20 protein-coding genes, 1 other RNA gene and 4 pseudogenes are annotated in these 21,904 nt (G+C 70.6%); 7 read left to right on the plus strand and 18 right to left on the minus strand.

The features are described 5' to 3' along the window. Positions 1-118: 118 nt before the first annotated feature. From eda to KUM44_RS26115, 4 genes and pseudogenes are all read right to left on the minus strand, one after another. Positions 119-754 (minus strand): bifunctional 4-hydroxy-2-oxoglutarate aldolase/2-dehydro-3-deoxy-phosphogluconate aldolase, encoded by a 636-nt coding sequence (gene eda / locus KUM44_RS26100; protein ID WP_217211623.1) that lies wholly within the window; start codon positions 752-754, stop codon positions 119-121. An 85-nt stretch (positions 755-839) separates the two neighbouring features. Beyond that, positions 840-1,622, minus strand: a complete 783-nt coding sequence (yaaA, locus tag KUM44_RS26105; protein ID WP_217211625.1) for a peroxide stress protein YaaA — start codon at positions 1,620-1,622, stop codon at positions 840-842. 111 nt (positions 1,623-1,733) lie between these two features. Then, positions 1,734-2,111: pseudogene (locus KUM44_RS26110) on the minus strand (hypothetical protein); the annotation flags it as partial. After that, positions 2,102-2,296: pseudogene (locus KUM44_RS26115) on the minus strand (MerR family transcriptional regulator); the annotation flags it as partial. The pseudogenes KUM44_RS26115 and KUM44_RS26110, both read right to left, overlap by 10 nt. Before the next feature lie 173 nt (positions 2,297-2,469). On the opposite strand from KUM44_RS26115, the pseudogene KUM44_RS47270 reads away from it, so the two are divergent. The 3 genes and pseudogenes from KUM44_RS47270 to KUM44_RS26130 form a co-directional block, all read left to right on the plus strand. Next, positions 2,470-2,529: pseudogene (locus KUM44_RS47270) on the plus strand (hypothetical protein); the annotation flags it as partial. Positions 2,530-2,643: 114 nt separating this feature from the next. Then, positions 2,644-3,046, plus strand: an RNA gene (gene rnpB, locus KUM44_RS26125) — RNase P RNA component class A. A gap of 72 nt (positions 3,047-3,118) precedes the next feature. Continuing rightward, on the plus strand, positions 3,119-3,817 hold the full coding sequence (locus tag KUM44_RS26130) for a DUF429 domain-containing protein (RefSeq protein ID WP_217211626.1): 699 nt from the start codon (positions 3,119-3,121) through the stop codon (positions 3,815-3,817). Positions 3,818-3,868: 51 nt separating this feature from the next. Here KUM44_RS26130 and KUM44_RS26135 read toward each other — a convergent pair whose 3' ends face one another. From KUM44_RS26135 to KUM44_RS26190, 12 genes and pseudogenes are all read right to left on the minus strand, one after another. Beyond that, positions 3,869-4,585, minus strand: a complete 717-nt coding sequence (locus KUM44_RS26135) for a hypothetical protein (RefSeq protein WP_217211627.1) — start codon at positions 4,583-4,585, stop codon at positions 3,869-3,871. 40 nt (positions 4,586-4,625) lie between these two features. Continuing rightward, positions 4,626-5,132: a DotI/IcmL family type IV secretion protein gene (locus KUM44_RS26140; protein ID WP_217211628.1), complete on the minus strand. Its 507-nt coding sequence runs from the start codon at positions 5,130-5,132 to the stop codon at positions 4,626-4,628. A gap of 11 nt (positions 5,133-5,143) precedes the next feature. Beyond that, positions 5,144-6,421 carry an MCE family protein gene (locus KUM44_RS26145; RefSeq protein ID WP_217211629.1) on the minus strand — a complete coding sequence of 426 codons (1,278 nt, stop codon included), beginning with the start codon at positions 6,419-6,421 and terminating at the stop codon, positions 5,144-5,146. Then, positions 6,418-7,727 (minus strand): annotated as a pseudogene (locus KUM44_RS26150) (MCE family protein). The gene KUM44_RS26145 and the pseudogene KUM44_RS26150 overlap by 4 nt, the downstream one beginning before the upstream one ends. Continuing rightward, a complete protein-coding gene (locus tag KUM44_RS26155; protein WP_217211630.1) occupies positions 7,724-8,851 on the minus strand; it encodes an MCE family protein in 1,128 nt (375 codons plus the stop codon). Before KUM44_RS26155 ends, KUM44_RS26150 begins: the two are co-directional and overlap by 4 nt. Further along, positions 8,848-9,936: an MCE family protein gene (locus KUM44_RS26160; RefSeq protein ID WP_254390131.1), complete on the minus strand. Its 1,089-nt coding sequence runs from the start codon at positions 9,934-9,936 to the stop codon at positions 8,848-8,850. Before KUM44_RS26160 ends, KUM44_RS26155 begins: the two co-directional genes overlap by 4 nt. Continuing rightward, positions 9,933-10,985: an MCE family protein gene (locus KUM44_RS26165; RefSeq protein ID WP_217211632.1), complete on the minus strand. Its 1,053-nt coding sequence runs from the start codon at positions 10,983-10,985 to the stop codon at positions 9,933-9,935. Before KUM44_RS26165 ends, KUM44_RS26160 begins: the two co-directional genes overlap by 4 nt. Continuing rightward, entirely contained in the window at positions 10,982-12,247 is a 1,266-nt protein-coding gene (locus KUM44_RS26170) for an MCE family protein (RefSeq protein WP_217211633.1), read from the minus strand. Before KUM44_RS26170 ends, KUM44_RS26165 begins: the two co-directional genes overlap by 4 nt. A gap of 8 nt (positions 12,248-12,255) precedes the next feature. Then, on the minus strand, positions 12,256-13,071 hold the full coding sequence (locus tag KUM44_RS26175; RefSeq protein ID WP_048584423.1) for an ABC transporter permease: 816 nt from the start codon (positions 13,069-13,071) through the stop codon (positions 12,256-12,258). 11 nt (positions 13,072-13,082) lie between these two features. Further along, positions 13,083-13,853, minus strand: coding sequence for an ABC transporter permease (locus tag KUM44_RS26180; protein WP_217211634.1), 771 nt, complete (start codon positions 13,851-13,853; stop codon positions 13,083-13,085). Continuing rightward, positions 13,850-14,797, minus strand: a complete 948-nt coding sequence (locus KUM44_RS26185) for an ABC transporter ATP-binding protein (protein ID WP_217211635.1) — start codon at positions 14,795-14,797, stop codon at positions 13,850-13,852. Before KUM44_RS26185 ends, KUM44_RS26180 begins: the two co-directional genes overlap by 4 nt. A 94-nt stretch (positions 14,798-14,891) precedes the next feature. Further along, positions 14,892-15,959, minus strand: a complete 1,068-nt coding sequence (locus tag KUM44_RS26190; RefSeq protein WP_254390132.1) for an RNA polymerase sigma factor — start codon at positions 15,957-15,959, stop codon at positions 14,892-14,894. A 357-nt stretch (positions 15,960-16,316) separates the two neighbouring features. Here KUM44_RS26190 and KUM44_RS26195 point away from each other — a divergent pair, with 357 nt between their 5' ends. Both KUM44_RS26195 and KUM44_RS26200 read left to right on the plus strand, forming a co-directional pair. Next, positions 16,317-17,837 (plus strand): triacylglycerol lipase, encoded by a 1,521-nt coding sequence (locus tag KUM44_RS26195; RefSeq protein ID WP_217211636.1) that lies wholly within the window; start codon positions 16,317-16,319, stop codon positions 17,835-17,837. An 80-nt stretch (positions 17,838-17,917) separates the two neighbouring features. Then, positions 17,918-18,466, plus strand: a complete 549-nt coding sequence (locus KUM44_RS26200) for a YciI family protein (protein WP_217211637.1) — start codon at positions 17,918-17,920, stop codon at positions 18,464-18,466. Between the two features lie 77 nt (positions 18,467-18,543). Here KUM44_RS26200 and KUM44_RS26205 read toward each other — a convergent pair whose 3' ends face one another. Continuing rightward, positions 18,544-19,110, minus strand: a complete 567-nt coding sequence (locus KUM44_RS26205) for a DoxX family membrane protein (RefSeq protein WP_217211639.1) — start codon at positions 19,108-19,110, stop codon at positions 18,544-18,546. A 146-nt stretch (positions 19,111-19,256) separates the two neighbouring features. On the opposite strand from KUM44_RS26205, the gene KUM44_RS26210 reads away from it, so the two are divergent. Together KUM44_RS26210 and KUM44_RS26215 are read left to right on the plus strand one after the other, a co-directional pair. Beyond that, positions 19,257-19,583 carry a nuclear transport factor 2 family protein gene (locus tag KUM44_RS26210; protein WP_217211641.1) on the plus strand — a complete coding sequence of 109 codons (327 nt, stop codon included), beginning with the start codon at positions 19,257-19,259 and terminating at the stop codon, positions 19,581-19,583. 271 nt (positions 19,584-19,854) lie between these two features. Beyond that, a complete protein-coding gene (locus tag KUM44_RS26215) occupies positions 19,855-20,841 on the plus strand; it encodes an aldo/keto reductase (RefSeq protein WP_217211643.1) in 987 nt (328 codons plus the stop codon). 230 nt (positions 20,842-21,071) lie between these two features. On the opposite strand, the gene KUM44_RS26220 is transcribed toward KUM44_RS26215, so the two are convergent. After that, positions 21,072-21,869, minus strand: a complete 798-nt coding sequence (locus KUM44_RS26220) for an SDR family oxidoreductase (RefSeq protein WP_254390133.1) — start codon at positions 21,867-21,869, stop codon at positions 21,072-21,074. Positions 21,870-21,904: the final 35 nt, after the last annotated feature.

Consider the following 21,904-nt stretch of genomic DNA (forward strand, 5'->3'; position numbering starts at 1 on the left):
TCCTGCACACCTACAACCACCACCGCTGCCACACCGCACTCGGCGGCCACCCACCCATCACCCGCGTGAACAACCCTGCGGGTCAATACACCTAGGTCGTGTCCGCGACGTCCCGTCGTCAGACAGGCCCCAGCCCGGCGGCCTCGCGGGCCAGCGCCGTCACCCGGTCCCAGTCCCGCGCCGCCACGGCGTCCGCCGGGAGCATCCAACTCCCGCCCACGCAGCCGACGTTGGGAAGTGCGAGATAGTCGGGCGCCGTCGCCGGGCCGATCCCGCCCGTCGGGCAGAACCGGGCCTGCGGCAAGGGTCCGGCCAGCGACTTCAGATACGCCGTACCGCCCGCCGCCTCGGCCGGGAAGAACTTCATCTCCCGCACGCCGCGCTCAAGCAGCGCCACGACCTCCGACGTGGTGGACACCCCGGGCAGGAACGGCACCCCGGACGCCCGCATCGCCGCCAGCAGTACGTCCGTCCAGCCCGGGCTCACCAGAAAGCGAGCCCCGGCGGCTACGGAGGCGTTCACCTGGTCCGGCGTGATGACCGTGCCGGCCCCGACCACCGCGTCCGGCACCGCGGCGGCGATCTCCCGGATCGCGGCCGGCGCGGCGGGCGTCCGCAGCGTCACCTCGATCGCGCGGAGCCCGCCGGCGACGAGTGCCCGCGCGAGCGGTACGGCGTCGGAGACGTCCTCGATGACGACGACGGGCACCACGGGCGCGAGATCCAGCACGGAGGCGGGCAGGGGAGAAGCCATGGGCTCATCCTGCCGACGGTGAGCACTGTGCGCAAAGGTCGTTGCGCATGCTGCAATGTATGCCTCCCCCGGATCCCCGGTCCCGCTAGTGGATCTCCGTCACCAGCACGTCCAGCGTCCACGCCTTCCCGGCCCTGGCCGGTGCCTCCACCTCCACCTCGTACCCGAGGTCCCGCAACGCCTCCACCAGCGCGGCCGGATCCTCGGGCGCCGTCCCGGCCGTCAGCAGGCTCCGTACGATCCGCCCCTTCGTGGCCTTGTTGAAGTGGCTGACGACCTTCCGGGTCGGCGCGTGCAGCACCCGTACCGTCGCAGTCCGCCCGGCCACCTCGCCCTTCGGCTTCCACGCCGTCGCGTACGCCGACGACCGCAGATCCAGCACCAGCCCGTCCCCGGCAGCCTCGGGCAGCACCCGAGCCATCGGCTCCCGCCAGTGTGCGCCGAGCGCCCCGAGGCCCGGCAGCTTCACGCCCATCGAGCAACGGTAGGACGGGATGCGGTCGTTGACGCGCACCGCGCCCCACAGTCCCGAGAACACCAGCAGCGACCGGGCCGCCCGCCGCTTCGCCGCCGCGTCCAGCGACGCCAGGTCCAGCGCGTCGTACAGCACCCCGGTGTAGATCTCCCCGGCCGGCCGCGCGCCCGCCGTGAGCAGTTCGACGTTCTTCGCGACCTCCCCGCGCAGCCCCTCGCTCAGCCCGAGGACGTCCCGCGCCTTGTCCTCGTCGCCGCCGCACAGCGCGACCAGCTCACCCAGCACGGCCTGCCGGGCTTCGGTCAGTCCCGGCAGGGACAGCGACTCCAGCTTCAGCGAGGCACCCCGACCGGACGAGGCCTTCCCCTCGGAAGGCGGCAGCAGGACAAGCACACGTACTCCTTCGATCGAACTCCGACACAGAGGGTACGGCGTGATCCCAGGCATCCTTCTGGGGCTCCGCCCCAGACCCCGCTTCCCAAACGCCGGAGAGGCTGAGTTCTTTCAGCCCGTCCGGCGTTCGAGGACGAGGCCCGAAGGGACGACAGCGGGGGTCGGCGAAGGCGCGGTTCGAGCCCGCTTGACCGCTTCTACGAGGTCGGCGGCCTCGTCGGCGTGGAGGCGCACGAGGCGGACGTCCCGCCGGCGGCCCAGGAAGGTGAAGTGGGCGACGGGTTCGGTGAGTTCGAGCGTCACGGTCGTCTGCGCGCCGACGGCGAGGTCGAGCTCACCGTCGGCCCGCTCATGGGTGGTGCGCAGCTCGCGGCGTACGTGCGCGATGCTCGCCAGCGGTATGCGCAGATCGACGTACGCGGCGCGCCGGACGCGCAGGGAACCGGCGTCGAGGACGTGGGGCCGTACGACGGAGCGGCCTCCCGCACCTCCGCGAGCCCCAGTCCCAGCTCGGTCAGCCGCCGGATCCGCGCGAGCACGACCGCGTGTCGCAGCGTGTACTCCCGATAGCCGTTCGGCCGCCGCTCCGGTTCGGGCAGCAGACCCTGATGGTGGTAGTGCCGCACGGTCCGCGTGGTGACGCCGACGGTGGCGGCGAGTTCTCCGATCGGCATGGGATCAGTAGAGACGTTGACGTTGCGGCAGGGTCAAGCGGACGGCTCGCCGCCTGACGGCGGCGTCTGCCGTGTGCCACGATCGAGGAAACGGTTCCCGATCTCACGGACAGGTGATCGCCTTCGTCGCCTTCCTGGAACTGATCAAGGAGGCGGGCCCGACGCGGGCGACGGTGATCACATACGTCAACCCGGCGGTTGTGGTGGCGGCGGGCGCGCTCTTCCTGGACGAGCGGCTGCCACCGACGATCGCCGTGGCCTTCGCCCTGATCCTGACCGGCTCGGTGCTCGCCACAGCCGCGGCACCGAAGGGCCCGCCCGCCCGGTACCATGGTCGACACGGCAGACGAGCCGGGCGGACGGCCGCGTGGAGTCCCCCTAGGGGGCTTCCCGAGGAACGTCCGGGCTCCACAGGGCAGGGTGGTGGCTAACGGCCACCCGGGGTGACCCGCGGGACAGTGCCACAGAAAGCAGACCGCCGGGGACCTCGGTCCTCGGTAAGGGTGAAACGGTGGTGTAAGAGACCACCAGTGCTCAGGGTGACCTGAGCAGCTAGGTAAACCCCACCCGGAGCAAGGTCAAGAGGAGACATTCCGGTGTCTCTGCGCGGACGTTCGAGGGCTGCCCGCCCGAGTCCGCGGGTAGACCGCAGGAGGCCGGCGGCAACGCCGGTCGTAGATGGATGGCCGTCGCCCAGGGCTCCGCGAGGAACCCTGGGAACAGAACCCGGCGTACAGCCCGACTCGTCTGCCCTCACAGTGGCTCTCCCGCCCCTGCTTACGATGAACTTCCGCACCGGTCCTGCGCGAGAGGCGAAGCGGCATGGACGTCCTGGGGATCGATGCCTGTGGCAAGCAGGGGTGGGCAGGGATCAGGCTCGCGGACGGCGCGTACGCGGGCAGCCTGGTCGACCTCCGGCTCGATGCGTTGATCGAGCGTGCCGCCGGGGTGGTGGTGATCGCGGTGGACATGCCGCTCGGCCTGGTCGAGAAGGGCTGGCGAGCCGCGGATCTCGGGGCGAGGGCGGTCCTGCGAGTGCGGCGCAGCAGTGTCTTCCTTGTGGCTCCGCGGTCGGCCTGGCGGGAGCGGGACTACGTGGCGGCCGGCGATCGGTGCCATGAGCTCACCGGCCGTCGGCTCAGCCGGCAGGCGTGGGCGCTGGCTCCGAAGCTTCTTGAGGCCCGGGCCTGCTGGCTTGCCGATGCGCGGATCCATGAGGTGCACCCGGAGGTGTCCTTCCGTGCGCTGGCCGGCGGCGTGCCGTTGGCCTACACCAAGAAGACCTGGCGCGGCCAGAACGAACGCCGCTGCCTGCTGTCCGCGGCCGGGCTCACGCTGCCCGACGAACTCGGCGAGGCGGATCGTGTTCCCGCCGACGACGTTCTCGACGCCGCCGTCGCGGCGTGGTCGGCACACCGGATCGCGCTGGGCGTGGCGGGCCGGATTCCCGAGGTGCCCGAGGTGCCCGAGATGGCCGAGGTGGATGCGGAGGGCGGACGCGCGATCGAGATCCGGTACTGACCATCCGGTACGTATCGCGTATCGCGTATCACGTATCGCGTATAGGGGACCTCAGAGCGCGTCCACCGCGCTCACCTTCCAGCCGTCGTCCGTGTCGGCCATCGTCACCCGCACCCGGTTCAGGTCCACCCTGGATCCCGAAACCTGCGTGCTCTGCGTGACCTGGTTGATGAACAGCAGGACCACGACCTTGTCCGGGGACGCCGAGACCACGGAGGCCGCCGGGGAGCCGCCGGAGGCAGGGGCGGCGATCGTTGCCTTCACCACGCCGCGGTACTTCCTCGCCGTCGGCGCCACCACGGTCTTCGTGGTCTTGCCGTACTCGTCGCGGAAGTCGCCGGTCAGGTGGGCCCGGGCGCGGGTGAAGTCCCGGTCCAGGTGGCGGTAGTCGTACGACAGGACGATTGGGGCCGCCTCGCGTGCTGCCGCGACCGCCTCGGTGCGGGCCGTCTCGGTTCGTCGGGCCTCCCAGGAGTGCCAACCCAGTACGGCCACCGCGACCAGGCCCGCCACGAGCAGGACGGCGAGCAGGGCCGTGAGCACCCTTCGGCGGCGGGCCGTGCCTGGAGCCGTCGGCGCGTCATCGTCCTCGAAGGCCTCCGGGGACGGCTCCGGTGGGTCCTGCCAGCCGTTCTTCGGGGCCTCGATGAGAACGGTGCGTCCCGCGACGGTGGCCACCGGGTCCGGTTCGCGGTGGCTGCGTTCGGCTCGCTTGGCCGCCGCGCGGGCCGCTGCCGTCATCGTGCGGCGTGTGGTTGTCTTCGGCATCGTCGTACTCCTGAATGATGTTGCCCGGCGGTGGCGTGCGTCAGCCGACGAACTCGACATCCGACGTCAGCCAGCGTCCGTCCTTGTGGACCAGGTCCAGCTGGAGGCGGTATGTGCGCGCCTCTCCCTGAGGCACCGCCGTGTTCGTCACCTTGCTGTCCGCCACCACCAGGACGCGGGCCGAGTCCTCGTCGGAGCGGACGATGCCCGCCTCCAGGACCTGGCCTTCCGAGACCGACTTGTTCTGGTCCACCAACTGCGTCAGCTGCTTCGTCTGCGCCGCGAACTGCTTCTTGAAGTCGCCGGTCGCGCCCGACAGGACGTTCGCGCTGTCGCGGGCGTAGTGGCGGTAGTCGAGCGAGGTGAAGTTCAGCGCCGACTGGCGGGCCGCGGCCAGGATGTTCTGGCGGCGGTGGTCCGCCTCGCGCTGGTCCAGGATGCCGAGGCTGAGCCAGATCGTGAGCGCGGTGGTAACGACGGTCGCCGTTGCCAACCCCACCGACAGAACTCTTCTCATGCCATCGGGCCTCATGCCATCGGATCTCATGCCATCGGGTCTCATGCCATCGGACCAACGAGCAGCCATTGCCACGACTCCTTTCCGAACACGGCCCGCTGGCCGCCCGTCGAGCCGATCTCGACGCTTCTTCCGTCCGGGCCGGTGGTGGTGCCGGTCTCCGGGGCGTACGGGGTCACGTACGCGGCCCGGTCGGCGCCGCCGACCCCGGCCGACGCACCCGGCGCGTTCTGCGCGCCCCTCACCGACGACTCACTCCCGCGCGGCAGCGTGCAGCGGGCCTGCGTGTTCGCCTCGCGGGCGCTGGTGTCCGCGGGGTCGCGGCGCGCCGTGCCGTAGCCCTGGGTGCAGGCCGGCGGGTCGTCGGCGTTCACGACCAGGCCGAAGTGGGTCGTGCCGTCGCCCGGGACCACCGTGTAGCTGCCCGCGACCATCACCGGGAAGGTGACCAGCGCCTGTTCCACGCCGGGCAGGCGGGCCAGCGTCACCTGGCCGCCGCTGATCAGGTTCGCCAACAGGACCGACAGCTCGGGCCCGGCCGACTTCAGCAGCGAGTTCACCTCCTGCGCCGCCGGCCGCGCGTTGCCGATCAGCCGGCGCAGGTCACCGTCGCTCGCCTTCAACTGGGCGGTGAGGGCCGCCAGGTCGTGGGCGAAGGACTTGATCGACGAACCCTGGTCGGCCTGCGTCTTCAAGACTGTTCTCGAGTCCTCGATCAACGCGATCGTCTCCGGCAGCGCGTCGGACGCCGACTCGACCAGCTCGTTTCCCGAGTCCACCAGACGGCTCAGGTTCGGGCCGGTTCCCGCGAAGGCGTCACCCAACTCGTCGACCGTCACCCGGAGGTCCTCCTTGCCGACCGAGTTCACCAGGCGGTCCAGGCTCAGGACCAGGTCCGTCGCCGGCAGCGGTACGCGGGTGTTCCGACGCGGGATGCCGCTGCCGTCCAGCAGGTAGGGGCCGCGGGACGTGCGCGGTTGCAGGTCGACGTACTGCTCGCCCACCGCCGAGCGGTTCGCCACCACGGCCAGCGTGTCCGCGGGGATGCGAGCCGCGTCGTCCTCGATGTCGAGGGCGATCGAGACCCCGTCCCCGCCCGTCAGGTGCAGCGCTCCGACCCTGCCCACCGGAACCCCGCGATACGTCACCTCCGCGCCGGGGAAGACGCCCCCGGAGTCGGCGAAGTCCGCGCGCACGGTGTAACCGCGGTCCAGGACTTCGTCCACCAACCCCGTGTACTCGGCGCCCACGTACGACACCCCCACCGCGGTGATCGTGGCGAAGGCCAGCAGTTGGACCTTGACCGTACGGGTGATCACGGCTGGACCCCCTTCAGCATCAGCTCGGCGAGTTCGAGGTCGATCCCCTCGGGCCAGTCGCCCTCGGCCGCATGGGCGGCCGTGCACACCGGCGGGCACAGCGGGTCGCCGCCGCCCCCGGACGGGGCCGAAGGAGACGGCACGCTCGGACGGCTCGGCAACCCCGTGGGCGTCGGCACGCCCGGTACATCGGGCACATCCGGGAGATCCGGGAGATCCGGCACGTCCGGCAGGCCAGGGATCTCGGGAAGCCCGGGCCCCTGGGGCGGCCCGTCGCCGCCCCGGCCGCCGCCCGGCTCGTCCGTCAGGTTGCCGTAGATCCCGGCCAGATCGAGGTCCGCGGTGATGTGGAGGTTGACGTAGTCGCCCTTGATGGCATCCACCGCGTTGCGCGGGAACGGGTAAGTCGTCAGCAGCTCGAGGGAGTTGGGCAGGTCGGGTCGCTTCCCGCCTTGTTGAGCTGTTGCAGGATCGGGCGCAGCCGCTTGAGGTTGGCGACCGTGTCGTCGTGCGAGGCGTTGACCACCTTGGTACCCGTCGTCCCGAGCTTCGACAACGCGGTGAGCATGCGCGTCAGGTCGCGCCGCTGGTCGGCCAGGACCTTCAGGGCCGGTGGCATCGTGTCGACCGCATCGGCGATGGTCTCCTTCTCCTTGCCGAGCCGCTTGGCCAGCCGGTCCACGGCCTTCAGGGCCCGGACGATGTCCTGCCGCTGCTCGTCCAGGCCGCCCAGGAACACGTTGAGCTCCTTGAGCAGGGACTTCACCCGGTTCTCGCGTCCCTCCAGCGCCTTGTTCAGCTCCACGGTGATCGTCTTCAGCTGGGCCACTCCGCCGCCGTTGAGCAGGGCGGACAGCGCGGACAGCACCTCCTCGATCTCCGGGTTGCGGCCGCTGCGGGACAGCGGGATCACATCGCCGTCGGCGAGGCGGCCGACCGGTGCCGTGCCCACCGGCTTGGACAGCGCCACGTACTTCTCGCCGAGCATGCTGGTCTGGCGCAGGCCGGCGGTCGCGTTGCCGGGCAGCTTCACCGAGTCGGCGACACGGAGGCGTACGCGCGCGTGCCAGCCGACCAGCTCCACCTTCTCGACCGTGCCGACCGTGACGTTGTTGACCTTCACCGCCGACTGCGGCACCAGGTCCAGTACGTCACGGAACTCGACGGTGACGTGGTACGCGTCGCCGTCCGCTGCCGCACCGCCCGGCAGCGGGACGTCGTACCAGCCGTTGAACTCGCAGCCGGACAGGAGCACGGCCCCGACGGCCGCCCACGCGGCCGCCCCGCCCTTGCGCAGTATCCTCATGCGCTCGCCCCCAGGATTCCGCCGAGCGTCCGGTCGACCGTGCCCGTGGCCGCCGGGCCCTGCGGCACCTGAGGCAGGGAGTCGAACAGCTCTCGCAACTCCTCGCAGTCGGGGTTCTTGCCGCCCTCGTCGCCTGTCGTCCTGAGCACCGAGCACAGCATCGACGCCGGATCCTGCGCCTGATCGGCGTTGTTGCGGGTGTCGAGGGTGCCGGCCGAGGGGTTGTAGGCGTTGTTGAGGTTCGACATGCCGGTCGGGGCCACCTCCAACAGCTCCTCCAGCGCGGCCCGTTGGGTGACGAGGACCTTGGTCACCTTGCTGAGACCCTCCACGTTCGAGGTCAGCGACTTCTTGTTCTTCTTCACGAAGGCCGACACGTCGCCGAGCGCCGTGCCCAGGTTCTTCAGCGCCGCCGCCAGGTCCCCCCGCTCGCCCGCCAGCTGCTCGGCGACCTTCGCGAGGCTGCTGTTGAACGACCGCACGCTCTTGTCGTCGGCCGCCAGTGCCGCCGTGAAGACCTGGAGGTTCCGGATGGTGCCGAACAGGTCCGTGCGGCCGTCGGACAGGGTCGTGACCGCCTCCGAGAGGTCCTCGACCGTCTGGTGGAGATTCCTGCCCTGGCCGTCGAGGTTGTCCGCGCTCACTCCGAGCAGGCGGGACAGGGATCCGTCCTTGCCGGCGCCCTCGGGGCCGAGCGCCTCGGCCGTGGTGTGCAGGCTGTCGAAGACGCGGTCGAGTTCGACGGGGACGGCCGTACGCGACTCGGGGATCTCGTCCCCGTCCCGCATCACCGGGCCCTTCCGGTACACCGGCAGCAGCTGCACGTAACGGTCGCTGACCACCGAGGAGTTGATGATCGCGGCCTGTGCGTCCGCGGGGACCTTCCGGCCGGCCTCGTACTCCAGCTGGACCCGCACCCGGCCGCCCTCCGGCGTGATCTTCTTGACCTCGCCGATGCGGACGCCGAGCACACGGACGTCCGAGCCGGGGTAGATGCCGACCGTGCGCGGGAAGTACGCGGTGACACGGACCGGCTCGGGGCGCGGCCACAGGACGTAGGTGAGCGCAGCGACCAGGGTCAGCGCGGTCAGCAGGGCCGCGCGCTTCTTCCACCGGTTGCTCACTGCGCACCTCCGGTCCGTGTCCGCGGCACCACCGGAGCCGCGACCAGGTTCTGGACGTAGGAGTCGAACCAGCGGCCGTTGCCGAGGGTGTTGGTGAAGAGCCGGACATAGGGGGCCAGGAGCTTGATGCTCCGGTCCAGGCTGGACTGGTTCCGTTCGAGCATCCGCACCACGCCGTTCAGGCCCTTGAGCGCGGGCCCGATCTCCTTGTCGTTGTCCTGGACGAGGCCGGAGAGCTGGATGCCGAGGGCGGCGGAGCTCTTCAGCAGTTTGTGGATCGCCTCGCGCCGCTTGCTGATCTCCTTGAACAGCTTGTCGCCGTCCTTGACCAGCGTGGTGAAGTCCCCTGAGCGGTCGGCCAGGACGTCCGTGACGCCGTTCGCGTGGTCGAGCAGTTCGCGCAGCGCCTTGTCGCGGGAGGCCACCGTCCGGGAGATCTGCGACAGGCCCTTGATGGACGCCCGTACCTCTTCCGGCGAGTCCTCGAAGGTGGCGGAGATCGTGTCCAGGGCCTTCGCCACGCGGTCGGTGTCGACCTTCTCCGTCGTGGTGGTGAGGTCGCTGAAGGCCTGTACGACGTCGTACGCGGGAACCGTTCGCCTGAGCGGTATCTCGCTGCCGGGCGCCAGCCGGCCCCCTCCCTCGGGGTGCAGGGCCATGTACTTGGCGCCCAGGATCGTCTTGACCCGGATGGACGCGCCGGTCTCGGTGCCGAAGGCCGGCTCGCCCTTGATCTTGAAGGTGACCCTGACGTGGTCGCCGTCCAGGTCGACCTCCTCGACCTTGCCGACCTTGACCCCGGCGATGCGCACCTCGTCGCCCGGCTTGAGGCCGCCCGCCTCCGCGAAGGCCGCGCTGTACGTCTCGCCGTCGCCGATCAGCGGGAGCCGGTCGGCGTTGAACGCGGCCACCGTCAGCAGTGCGAGGACGGTGAGGCCGACGGCGCCGATGAGAACGGGACTGCGCTCGCGGAAGGGGCCGATGCGGGGGCGGCGGATGCGGGGGAGTCTGATCCGGGGGAGCCTGATCCGGGGCGGCTCCACGCGCACCTTGAACAGCGGCTCCGGGCGATGCTTGCGGCTCATGCCCCGCACCTCGCCCTCGCCACATGCAGATCGGGTGTGAGCACCTGCTGGGACCCGGACTTCGTCTTCGGCAGCACGATCCGGCCGTCGAAGTCACACAGGTAGAAGTTGAACCACGAGCCGTAGGACGCCGTCCCCGTCAGCTCGCCCAGCTTGTTCGGCAGCCGCTTCAGCACGCCCTCCACGGTCTTCTCGTTGTCGTTCAGCGTTCCGGTGAGCTCGGTCAGCTCGGCGATGTCGTCCTTCAGCGGCGGCCGCGCGTCCTGCAACAGCCCTGAGGTGGCCTCCGTCAGATCGCCGATGCTCACCAAGGACTGCCCGATGGGCTTGCGGTCGGCGGACAGGCCCGAGATGACCCGGCGCAGCTGCTGGAGCAGCTGGGAGAAACGGGCACCGCGCTTGTCCAGCGTCCCCAGCACGGTGTTGAGGTTGTCGATCACCGAGCCGATCAGCTTGTCGCGGCCGGCCAGCGTCGAGGTGAGCGACGCCGTGTGGACGAGCAGGCTGTGTACGGTGCCGCCCTCGCCCTGGAGCGTGCGAATGATCTCGGTGGCGAGCTGGTTGACGTCCTTCGGGCTGAGCGCGGCGAACAGCGGCTTGAAGCCGTTCAGCAGGGCGTTGAGGTCCAACGCCGGTTGCGTGCGGGACAGCGGGATCGTCGCGCCGGGCCGCAGCGGCCGGGTGCCGTCGCCCGCGCCCTCGGTGAGCGCGACGTACCGCTGTCCGACCAGGTTGCGGTACCGGATGACCGCGCCCGTGCCGGTGAGCAGCGGCCGGTCCTCACTGACCGTGAAGGTCACCTCGGCCAGGGTCCGGTCCTTGATCCGGATGCCCTCGACCTCGCCGACCCGCACCCCGGCCACCCGGATGTCGTCGCCCTCCTCCAGGCCGGTGACGTCGCTGAACACCGCGCGATAGCGATGCTCCGGGGTGAAGGAGATGTTCACGATGGTGGCGGCGAGCAGAGCCGTCGCCAGGATGGTCACCAGCGCGAAGAGGCTGAACTTGATGAGGGGAGCGGCGGTCTGCCGTGCGCCTGCGGTTCTCATGCGACGGTCACCGCCGTCCCGCGCGCCAGCGGTCCGAACAGCAGCGTCGCCACCGGCGGCACCTCGTCGGCGGGCACGCCCAGGACCGGGGCCACGAGCGAGCTGACCGCCCGCTGCTCGGCCCGGGTCGCGGAGACGCCCAGCGGGCCGCCCGCAGACGAACCCCCGGACTTCGAACCGTCGTCGAGGTGGGCGCCCGGTGCCGGTACCGGCGGATGCGGCAGATCACGGCAGTTGGGCCCCGACCGCTCGCCGTAGCGCGGCTCTTCGCCCGGTTCGTACGCCCCCTGCGGCCGTACGACCTCCAGCGTGATGTGCATCTTGCCGCCCCGGAACGCCTCCTCCGAGGCCTTCTCCTGCCGGACCAGACCGGCCAGCAGGCAGGGGTACTCGGGGGAGTAACGGGCGAACAGGTCCAGCGTCGGGCGGGAGACCCGGCCGAGGGTGATGAGCCGGTCGCCGTTCGCGTCGAGGAAGTCCTCGGCGGTTCCCGCGACCGTGGCCGTGGTCCTCAGCGCCGCTGCCAGCCGGTCCTTCTGCTGGACGATGGTGCGGCTGGTGGTGACGGTGTTGCGCAGGATCTCCATCAGGTCGGGCGCCGCGTCGCCGTAGATCCGGGCGACCTCGGCGAATCGGGCGATGTCCTCGGTGAGGGAGGGCAGATGGGGGTTGAGGCGGCGCAGGTAGGCCTCCAGGCGGGTGAGGTTGTCGCCGATGCGGTCGCCGCGGCCTTCGAGGGCGGTGGCGAACGCGGAGAGGGTGGCGTTGAGCTTGCCGGGCTGGACGGTTCGCAGCAGGGGCAGCAGGTCGTTCATCAGCTGCTGGACCTCGATGCCGGCCCTGGTGCGGTCCTGGGTGATGACGTCACCGGCGCGGATCGGGCGAGCCGACGAGGACTTGGAGTGCGCAGGCGGCACCAGGTCGACGTACTTCTCGCCGAACAGCGTCTTGGGCAGCAGCCGCGCGTGGACGTCGGACGGGATGTACTGGACGTGCTCCGGCTTGAGCGCGATGTCGAGCGTCGCCTTCGTCCCGTCGGCCCGCACCTCGCGCACCTCGCCGACCAGCAGGCCGCGCAGCTTGACGTCGGCCCGTGGGTCCAGCTGGTTGCCGAGGCTGTCGGCCTCCAGCGTGATCCGTACGACCGGCGTGAACGCCTGCCGGTAGACGGCCACGGACAACGACAGCAGCAACGCGAGTACGGCGAGAAACACGACGCCGTACAACCGCAGTCTCCACACCCTCGTGCGACGCACCCTCATCCGGCGGCTCACCCCGCGATCCGTACAGTCGTGTTGGCGCCCCAGATCGCCAGGGACAGGAAGAAGTCGAGAACGTTGATGGCCACGATCGAGGTCCGCACCGCGCGGCCCACCGCCACGCCGACGCCCGCCGGGCCGCCGCTCGCGTAGTAGCCGTAGAAGCAGTGCACCAGGATGATCAGCACGGCGAAGACGAGCACCTTGCCGAAGGACCACAGCACGTCGACCGGGGGCAGGTACTGCTGGAAGTAGTGGTCGTAGGTGCCGGCCGACTGGCCGTAGTAGCCGGTGGTGATGGTGCGGGCGGCGAGGTACGAGGACAGCAGGCCGATCACGTACAGCGGGATCACGGCGACGAACCCGGCGATCATCCTCGTAGTCACCAGGAACGGCAGCGAGGGCACGCCCATGACCTCCAGCGCGTCGGTCTCCTCGCTGATCCGCATCGCGCCGAGCTGGGCCGTGAAGCCCGCGCCGACGGTCGCGGACAGGGCGAGTCCGGCCACCAGCGGGGCGATCTCCCGGGTGTTGAAGTACGCCGAGAGGAACGCCACGAAGTTGGAGGTGCCGAGCTGGTTGAGGGCGGCGTAGCCCTGGAGGCCGACCTCGGTGCCGGTGAAGAAGGACAGGAAGGCGATCACGCCGACCGTGCCGCCGACGACGGCGAGCGCGCCGCGACCGAAGCTGACCTCCGCGAGCAGCCGCAGGATCTCCTTCTTGTAGCGGCGCAGGGTGCGGCCCGTCCAGGCCAATGAGCGGCCGTAGAAGGAGAGTTGGGTGCCCAGCGCTTCCAGCGAGCGCAGAGGGCGATCAAGAAGTCTCATCGGTTGGCCCCTCAACCCCTCTGCGGGACGACCTGGAAGTACACCGCGGTCATCACGAAGTTGGTCACGAACAGCAACATGAAGGTGATCACCACCGACTGGTTCACGGCGTCGCCCACACCCTTCGGACCACCCTTCGCGGTGAGTCCCTTGTAGGAGGCGACGATCCCCGAGATCGCGCCGAAGACCAGTGCCTTGACCTCGGCCGCCCACAGGTCGGAGAGCTGGGCGAGGGTGGTGAAGGAGGCGAGGTAGGCGCCGGGCGTGCCGTTCTGGAGGATGACGTTGAAGAAATAGCCGCCCGCGACGCCGACCACGGAAACCAGGCCGTTGAGCAGGACGGCCACCAGCATCGATGCGAGCACCCGCGGGACGACCAGCCGGTGGATCGGGTCGATGCCCAGCACCTGCATCGCGTCGATCTCGTCGCGGATCTTCCGGGCCCCGAGGTCGGCGCAGATCGCCGTGCCGCCGGCGCCCGCGATCAGCAGCGCGGTGACGATCGGCGAGGCCTCGCGCAGCACTGCCAGCACGGAGGCGGCTCCGGAGAAGGACTGGGCGCCGAGCTGCCGGGTCAGGCTGCCGATCTGCAACGCGATGACCGCGCCGAAGGGGATGGAGACGAGGGCCGTCGGCAGGATCGTCACGCTCGCGACGAACCACGCCTGCTGGATGAACTCCCTTGCCTGGAAGGGCCGCCGCGGGATCGTCCGCACGACGTCGAGCGCCATCGCGAACAGGCTGCCCGAGTGCCGCAGCGCTCCGATCGGTGACAGGCTCACGCGTCCACCACCGTCTCCTCGTGCAGCGCGGCCTCGCGCCGGGCGATGGCCTCCCAGCGCGGTGGCCGCGGGATGCCCGGCCCCGGCAGCAGGCGGGGAGTCAGAGTCCGACCGCCGGGGGACTGTGTGCCCTTGCCGTCGTCTCCGAGGGCGGCGAGCTCCTGCTCGACCTGGGCGGCGTCCTTCTCCTCCGCCATGCCGATCGGGCCCTGCATCCGGCCGTTCAGGAACTGCCGTACGACCGGCTCGCCGCTGGTCAGCAGCTCCTCGCGCGGCCCGAACATCACCAGCTCGCGGCGGAACAGCAGCCCGATGTTGTCCGGTACCTGACGGGCTGAGGCGATGTCGTGCGTGACGATCAGGAAGGTCGCGTCGATCTGGGCGTTGAGGTCGACGATGAGCTGGTTGAGGTAGGCCACGCGGACCGGGTCGAGGCCGGAGTCCGGCTCGTCGAAGAGGATGATCTCCGGGTCGAGCACGAGCGCCCGGGCGAGCCCCGCCCGCTTCCGCATCCCGCCGGAGATCTCGCCGGGCAGCTTCCCCTCGGCGCCGATCAGCCCGACCATGTCCATCTTCTCCAGCACGATGCGCCGGATCTCGCTCTCGGACTTACGGGTGTGCTCGCGCAGCGGGAAGGCGATGTTGTCGTACAGGTTCATCGAGCCGAACAGCGCGCCGTCCTGGAACAGCACGCCGAAGAGCTTCCGTACCTCGTAGAGGTCGTGCTCGCGCAGCCGCGTGATGTCCCGGCCCTGGATCGTGATCGAGCCGCGCTCCGGCTTCAGCAGTCCGACGAGCGTCTTGAGGAACACCGACTTGCCCGTGCCCGAAGGGCCGAGCATGACCGAGACCTCCCCGGCGGGCAGCGTCAGCGAGACGTCCTGCCAGATGACCTGGTGACCGAAGGACTTGGTCAGCCCTTCCACACAGATCTCGACACCCATCCGGGTCCACCCTTCAGCCCATGCCCGTGGAGAAGCTCTGACATCTGCTCTACGGGGAGGGGCGGGGTGTCCGTCGCTCGGGTCGCGGATTTTTTTACGGCAGTGAGGCCGCCGTCGGCAGGGGGAGTGCGGCGGACGGTGCCGCTGAGGGCTCGAGGGGCAGGTCAGGGGACTCGGACAGGTCAGCAGGGGGCGTCGTCAGTTCGGGGGTCCCGGGCAGCTCCGGGGTGCCGGGCAGTGCCGGGAGCTCCGTCACCTGCGGGACGTCCGGCGCGGACAGGACCGGCAGGGGGGACACCGGGAGCGGCGGCACCGGCACGTCCGGAAGCGGCGGCACGGACAGGGGCCGCAGCGATTCCGCCGCCGGCGACCCCGTTGCCGCCCTGCGCTCGGCCGTCGTCGCCGTGGGCTTGTTCGCCCGCGGAGTACGCCCCCCGTCAGCACTGTCGGGCTGCGGCGCCTCCGCGCCACCGGGCGAGGCGACGGCGGGCGGACGGGCCGGACCGCCGCCGTCGCCGCTGCCATCGAGGGCGTACGGCAGCACGAACCCCGCCACCGCCAGCGTCGCCGCCGTCGAAGCGACCGCCGCCGCCTGCACCTTGCCACCGCCCCGCGGCCGGCCCCACCCGACGAGGAACAGCGCGAACCCGAGGGTCGCGGCCAGCGACTGCCGCAGCGTCCGCCGAGCCCGGGCCAGCAGCGACTCGACGGTCCGGTAGCTCAGCCCCATCCGGACGGCGACCTGCCCGACGTCGAGGTCCTGCGACTTCAGCCGCAGCGCCTCGGCCTGCCGCTCGGGCAGCTCGTCGCTGCGCACCGCCAGCCACTTCGCCTCGGCCCGGTCGCACACCGCCTCCTCGACGGGCACGGGACCGGGGGCGACGAGGGTGGGACTGGTGCGCACCTCGGCCTCACGGTTCACCTGCCGATACCGGTCGACACACAGCCGCATCGTCACCGTCGTCAGCCACGCGGCCAGCCGCTGGTCGTCCAGATCGGGGCGTTCGGCGGCGCGCAGCATCGCCTCGTGCACCGCGTCCTCGGCGTCCTCCGCACTCATCGACCTGCGCCGGGCCACCTTGAGCAGTTGCTCGCGGTGGCTCCACATGCGCTGCCAACGGTCGTCGGACGCTTCCATCTCCGCAGCCGTGTCCGTCGCCATGAGGGGCCCCTTCGCGCTCACCCGCCGGTTTCGTTCCGTCCGGCGGGGCGCGACATTACCGCCGAGTATCAGCGGTTGTGGAGGGGGTGGCGGTCATCGAGTCCGCGCTGTTACTGGTCAGACGTGCTGCTACGGCGGTTTCCGGTCCCGCCCAGCGCCTCCTGCGCCCGCTGTCGCCGGAATCCTCCTCTTGTCCCGCACCACCGGACAAGCCGCTCCCCATGGGGGACGCGCCGACCGGCCGAGGGCTCTTCCGTCCCGCACGCCACCATTCGGCCTACCCCTGGAGGCCAGAGCCCCGGTCTTCATCTACTCAGGACTCAGGAGGAGTGAATCCAGGACAAACGGAGGCAAGCCGTGGACGACCCCCGCAGACTCCCCCTCGTCTACGTCCGCGGCTTCGCCGGCGGAACCCGAGGGATCGACAAGGCCGTGGACGACCCCTTCTACGGCTTCAACGAGGGCTCCGTGCACATCCGCGTCGGCGCGCACAATCAGCCGCACTTCCACCAGTTCGAGAGCCCGCTGCTCCGCCTCCTGCGCGAGGAGGGCTACGAGCTGCTCGTGAAGGGAAACCAGTCGGCCTATCTCTCCCAGCACGACGAGATCCCCGCCAACACCGTCTGGATCCACCGCTTCTACGACCGTTCGGCCACCACCTGGGGTGGCAGCCCCCAGGAGTACCGGCTGGAGACCGCTGCCGCTGACCTGCTCGATCTGATCGATCTGATCCTCGACAAGACCGGGGCGCCCGCGGTCATCCTCGTCGCCCACTCCATGGGCGGGCTGATCTGCCGGTGTCTGCTGCACAAGGTCCTGCCGGAACGGGGGCGGGACGCCGCCGGCTGTGTCGCGAAGTTCTTCACCTACGGCACCCCGCACGGAGGCATCACCTTCGACCTCGGCGGCGGGCTGCTGGAGCGGCTCCGGGACATGACCGGGGTTCAGGGTGCGGACATCTTCGGGCCCCGGCGGATGTACGAGTACCTCACCCCGCAGGCCGACTTCGACCCCGACGGGCCGCCCGAGGGGTGGGACGCCCGTCGGATGCCGAGCGGGCCGGGGGCGTTGCCCGTCGAGCGGGTCTTCTGTCTGGTCGGCACCGATCCGGGCGACTACGACGTCGCCTTCGGGCTGTCCTCCGCCGCCGTCGGGCCGCACAGTGACGGGCTCGTGCAGATCGAGCGGGCGTATGTGCCGGGGGCGCATCGGGCGTTCGTGCACAGGAGTCACAGTGGGCGCTACGGGATGGTCAACTCCGAGGAGGGGTACCAGAACCTGCGGCGGTTTCTCTTCGGGGACACCCGGATCGAGGCCTCGCTCGTCGACTACCGACTGCGCCGGGACGGTGAGCTCGTGTGGCAGGCCGAGACGCGGTTGTCGGTGCGTGGGCTGCCCGTCGTGATGCATCAGCGGCTCGCGGCCCACTGGTGTCCCATCCAGCTCGACGTTGGACCGGACGGGCAGGACGCGTCGACGACGGCCACGGCTGACGTGTCGCTCGCGACCACCTTTCTCAACAGTGGCCTGAGGCAGTCCGAAGGCGAGCCCATGCGGTTCATCCTCGATCTGCGGCTCATCTCCCTGCGCGAGCGGCACGGCATTCTCAGCCTCGGTGACCACCTGGAGCAGACCGCCGACTTCTCCGACACCCTCGTCATCGACGTGGGCACACCCGAGGCGGGCCCCGGTATCTGGGCCGCCTGGAACTCGGACATCGAGGGTGCCATCCGAGACCACGGCGTCGCCGGAGAACCCCGCGTCGACGAGGACCCCACCCCCGCCCGCTGGGTCGCCCACATTCCGCTCCCCACCACCGCCGCACCCCTCGTCGGCCCCGACGCGCGGATCCGGCTCGTCGCCACGCCCTGGACGTGAGCCGGCAGCTGGGTACGGGGTCACCCGGGGACGGGAAAGTCCGTTGAGTTGCCGCCCTGCGTCGGGAAGGCTCTGGTGGCATGGAGTACTTCTGCTACCACCGCGATCGGCCCGGCTCGGTCACCTCGCGCGGGGAACTGCTGGAGGCGCACTGGTCCTACATGGACCGGTACGCGAAGGAGCTGATCGCGCGCGGCCCCACCTTCGCGGATGACGGCGAGACGCCCACCGGCAGTGTGCACATCGTCGACCTGCCCGATCCCGCCGCCGCCCGCGCGTTCGCCTTCGACGAGCCGAACTACCAGGCGGGCGTGTACCGGGACGTGCTGCTGCGCCGGTGGTGCAATCTGCTGGGGCGCACCATGTGGGACTTCCCCGGTGGCCGCACCGGCGGCAACCGGTACCTGGTGCTCGGTCTCGGCGCGGGCGCGGCCGCCGACCTCGCCGTGCCGGCCGACCGGGACGAACTGATCGCGTACGGGCCCCTGCTGTCCGACGACGGCGCCACCTGGCTGGGTACGGCCGTGCTGCTGCGGGCCCCGGACCCGGACTCGGCACGTGCTGTACTGACTCCGGAGCGGTATGCCGACATCGAGGTCCATGACTGGGAGTTCGGCGGGCGGCGGTGACGGACCCACCTGCCTCCGCTTCCCGGCCGCCTGCTCCCTGAACGCCTGCTTCCCGAACCGCCTACTCGCCGAACCGCCTACTCCCCGAACAGTGCCTCCTGTTCGTCGAACAGCCCCGCCTGCTCCTCCTTCTCCGCCCGGTCCAGCCGCCGGTTCCGTGCCCCCACCACCAGCGCCGTCACAGCCGCCGTCGCCCCGAGCGCCGTCGGCACCATCCAGCCGCGGTCGAAGACATGGCCGAGGGCGTGGTCGAGGGAGAGGCGGCCGGGGCCGGCGATGGCGAGGCCGGTCGCGGCGAGGGCGAGGGTGGCGGCGTACTCGTAGCCGCCCTCCTGGTTGAAGAAGCCGTTCGGGGCGTGCACGGCGGCCGCGCCCGCCATGCCGCCGGCCGCCGCCGCACCCGCCGCCGGTGTCGCCAGGCCCAGCGCCAGCAGGGTGCCGCCGCCCGTTTCCGCGAGGCCCGCCGCCGTCGCGCTCGCCCTGCCCGGCTTGTAGCCGACCGACTCCATGAACTGGCCGGTCCCCTCGATGCCGTGCCCGCCGAACCAGCCGAACAACTTCTGCGCGCCGTGCGCGGCCAGCACCCCGCCGGCCCCCAGCCGGAGCAGCAGCAGGCCCAGATCACGTCGGTCGTAAGCACTCACGGTGACTCCCGGAACAGACAGCACGGTAGATGGCACGGGCAGGACGACCTCCCGTATATCCACCGTCGCACCGCCGACACCCACCCGGCCCGCTCTCGCCGCTGTTCGGGTGGCGGGCCGACGGAGGCGGTGTGAGTCTGACCGGTATGACGATTCAGACGTCCAAACTCAGCGACCCCGCCGTCCGTGCCTTCGTCACCGCCGTCAACGCCCATGACCGCGAGGGCTTCCTGAGCATCCTCGCGCCGGGCGCGACCATGGCGGACGACGGCACCGACCGCGACCTCGCCGACTGGATCGAGCGGGAGATCTTCGCCTCCAACGGCCACATGGAAGTCGACAACGAGTCGAACCGGGGCCGCGACCTTCTCACCCACTACCGCAACGACACCTGGGGCGAGATGCGCACCCGCTGGCACTTCGAGGTCGAGGACGACGGCAGGATCTCCCGCTTCGAGACCGGCCAGGCCTAGGCCCTGTCGTTTGGATCAGCCCGGCTGTGAGGCGCGGCTCCTTTCAGCCGACCCGAGCGGGGCCTGGTGCGTGCAGCTGCAAGGCGGAGGAGGGCGCCAACGCGGAGCGTTGGCAACCGACGACAACGCCGCAGATGCGCGTGCCAGGCCCCGCGACGCCGGGGTGATCCAAACGACAGGGCCGAGCTGACCGCCCGCATGGCCCGCATCCCGAAGAAGGCCTCACAAGCGCTTGCCCTCGTGTGCACTCCAACTCCTAATGTCCTCCCTCATGGAGACCAAGAGGACTTTGGGACGTACGGGCATCGAGGTCAGCGCCCTCGGCTTCGGATGCTGGGCCATCGGCGGTGAGTGGCAGTCCGTCGACGGGCAGCCGCTCGGCTGGGGCAAGGTCGACGACGAGGAGACCGTACGGGCCGTCCGGCGCGCCCTCGATCTGGGCGTCACCTTCTTCGACACCGCGGACACCTACGGCGCCGGCCACAGCGAACGCGTCCTCGGCCGTGCCCTCGGCAAACGCCGCGCCGATGTCGTCGTCGCCACCAAGTGGGGCAACGTCTTCGACGAGGACAGCCGCACCCTCACCGGCGCCGACGACAGCGTGCCGTACGCCCGCCGTGCGCTGACCGCGTCCCTGAAGCGCCTGGACACCGACTACGTCGACCTCTACCAGCTGCACCTCTCCGATGCCGACCCGGAGCGTGCCGCCGAGCTGCGTGAGGTGTGCGAGGAGTTCGTGCGGGAGGGGCTGATCCGCGCCTACGCGTGGAGCACCGACGACCCGGCCCGCGCCGCCGTGTTCGCGCGCGGGGAGCACTGTGCGGCCGTACAGCACATGGCGAATGTGCTCCAGGACGCGCCGGAGATGTTCGCGCTGTGCGAGGAGCTGCGGCTGGCCAGCATCAACCGCAGCCCGCTGGCGATGGGTCTGCTGACCGGCAAGCGCCGGACGGGGCAGGCCCTGGAAGCCGGGGACATCCGCAGCCGGCCGCCTCAGTGGCTGAAGGGCTTCGAGGACGGATCCGGCGCCGACCCGGACTGGCTGGCCCGAGTCGACGCGCTGAAGGACGTCCTCACCAGCGGCGACCGTACCCTCGGCCAGGGCGCTCTGGCCTGGCTGTGGGCCCGCAGCCCGCGCACCGTGCCGATCCCGGGGTTCCGTTCGGTCGCCCAGGCCGAGCAGAACGCCGGCGCGCTGGCGAAGGGGCCGCTCACGGCCGAGCAGGTGGCGGAGGTCGACCGGATCCTCGGACGGTGAGCGAGAGACGTAGGCGGCAGCCGTTCCACGCACCGGTGCGTACCTCGCGGTCCCACGCGAGGTCCACCCCCACCCGGTGTCATGGAACGGCTGCCGCATCCCCCCCTCGGAGTGGTCAGCGGAAGCTTTGTGCGTCAAGTGTGAAGCTATTGTGGAGGAGAGTCGAGCATATGCTCCTCACCGGTCGCAATGCACCGGACGGCAGAATTCCGCTTGTATAGGTTGACCGTTCAGCCGCGTCCCACGTACGGCATCGCCGTCGCCAGGACCGTCGCGAACTGCACGTTCGCCTCCAACGGCAGCTCCGCCATGTGCCGCACGGTCCGTGCCACGTCGGCCACGTCCATCACGGGCTCGGGCACCACCGACCCGTCGGCCTGGAGGGCGCCGGTCCGCATCCGCGCGGTCATATCGGTCGCCGCGTTGCCGATGTCGATCTGGCCGACCGCGATGTTGTGGGGGCGGCCGTCCAGGGACAGGGACTTGGTCAGTCCGGTCAGCGCGTGCTTGGTCGCCGTGTAGGCGACGGAGTGTGGCCGGGGTGTATGTGCGGAAATAGACCCGTTGTTGATGATCCGGCCGCCCTGTGGGTCCTGCTCCTTCATCTGCCGGTACGCCGCCTGTGCGCACAGGAACGCCCCGTTGAGGTTCGTGTCCACCACGTGCCGCCAGGCGTCGTACGACAGCTCCTCGACCGGCACCCCGCCCGGCCCGAACGTCCCCGCGTTGTTGAACAGCAGGTCGACCCGCCCGAACCGCTCCACGGTGGCGGCGAACAGCGCGGCCACGTCCTCCTGCCGTGAGACGTCCGTCCGTACGGCGAGAGCGGCCCCGTCCGGCACCAGTGCCGCCGTCTCCTCCAGCGTCTCGACGCGCCGTCCGGCCAGCGCCACCGACCAGCCCGCGTGCAGCAGCTCCGCCGCGACGGCGCGGCCGATGCCGGAGCCCGCGCCGGTCACCACGGCGATCCTCGCGTCCGTTTGCCTGTCATTCACTGGGGTTCGCCTCGCGATGTTCGCGCCGGTCATGCCGACCGACCTGCCTTTCTGCCGGGGGTCCGGGG

The sequence above is a fragment of the Streptomyces sp. AC550_RSS872 genome (assembly GCF_019049285.1).
Classification (GTDB): Bacteria; Actinomycetota; Actinomycetes; order Streptomycetales; family Streptomycetaceae; genus Streptomyces.

Coding starts and splice junctions, on each gene's coding strand:
- eda (WP_217211623.1), bottom strand. CDS start 754: ATGGCTTCTCCCCTGCCCGCCTCCGTGCTGGATCTCGCGCCCGTGGTG.
- KUM44_RS26130 (WP_217211626.1), top strand. CDS start 3,119: ATGGACGTCCTGGGGATCGATGCCTGTGGCAAGCAGGGGTGGGCAGGG.
- KUM44_RS26135 (WP_217211627.1), bottom strand. CDS start 4,585: ATGCCGAAGACAACCACACGCCGCACGATGACGGCAGCGGCCCGCGCG.
- KUM44_RS26140 (WP_217211628.1), bottom strand. CDS start 5,132: ATGAGATCCGATGGCATGAGGCCCGATGGCATGAGAAGAGTTCTGTCG.
- KUM44_RS26160 (WP_254390131.1), bottom strand. CDS start 9,936: ATGAGCCGCAAGCATCGCCCGGAGCCGCTGTTCAAGGTGCGCGTGGAG.
- KUM44_RS26165 (WP_217211632.1), bottom strand. CDS start 10,985: ATGAGAACCGCAGGCGCACGGCAGACCGCCGCTCCCCTCATCAAGTTC.
- KUM44_RS26170 (WP_217211633.1), bottom strand. CDS start 12,247: ATGAGGGTGCGTCGCACGAGGGTGTGGAGACTGCGGTTGTACGGCGTC.
- KUM44_RS26175 (WP_048584423.1), bottom strand. CDS start 13,071: ATGAGACTTCTTGATCGCCCTCTGCGCTCGCTGGAAGCGCTGGGCACC.
- KUM44_RS26185 (WP_217211635.1), bottom strand. CDS start 14,797: ATGGGTGTCGAGATCTGTGTGGAAGGGCTGACCAAGTCCTTCGGTCAC.
- KUM44_RS26190 (WP_254390132.1), bottom strand. CDS start 15,959: ATGGCGACGGACACGGCTGCGGAGATGGAAGCGTCCGACGACCGTTGG.
- KUM44_RS26200 (WP_217211637.1), top strand. CDS start 17,918: ATGGAGTACTTCTGCTACCACCGCGATCGGCCCGGCTCGGTCACCTCG.
- KUM44_RS26210 (WP_217211641.1), top strand. CDS start 19,257: ATGACGATTCAGACGTCCAAACTCAGCGACCCCGCCGTCCGTGCCTTC.
- KUM44_RS26215 (WP_217211643.1), top strand. CDS start 19,855: ATGGAGACCAAGAGGACTTTGGGACGTACGGGCATCGAGGTCAGCGCC.
- KUM44_RS26220 (WP_254390133.1), bottom strand. CDS start 21,869: ATGACCGGCGCGAACATCGCGAGGCGAACCCCAGTGAATGACAGGCAA.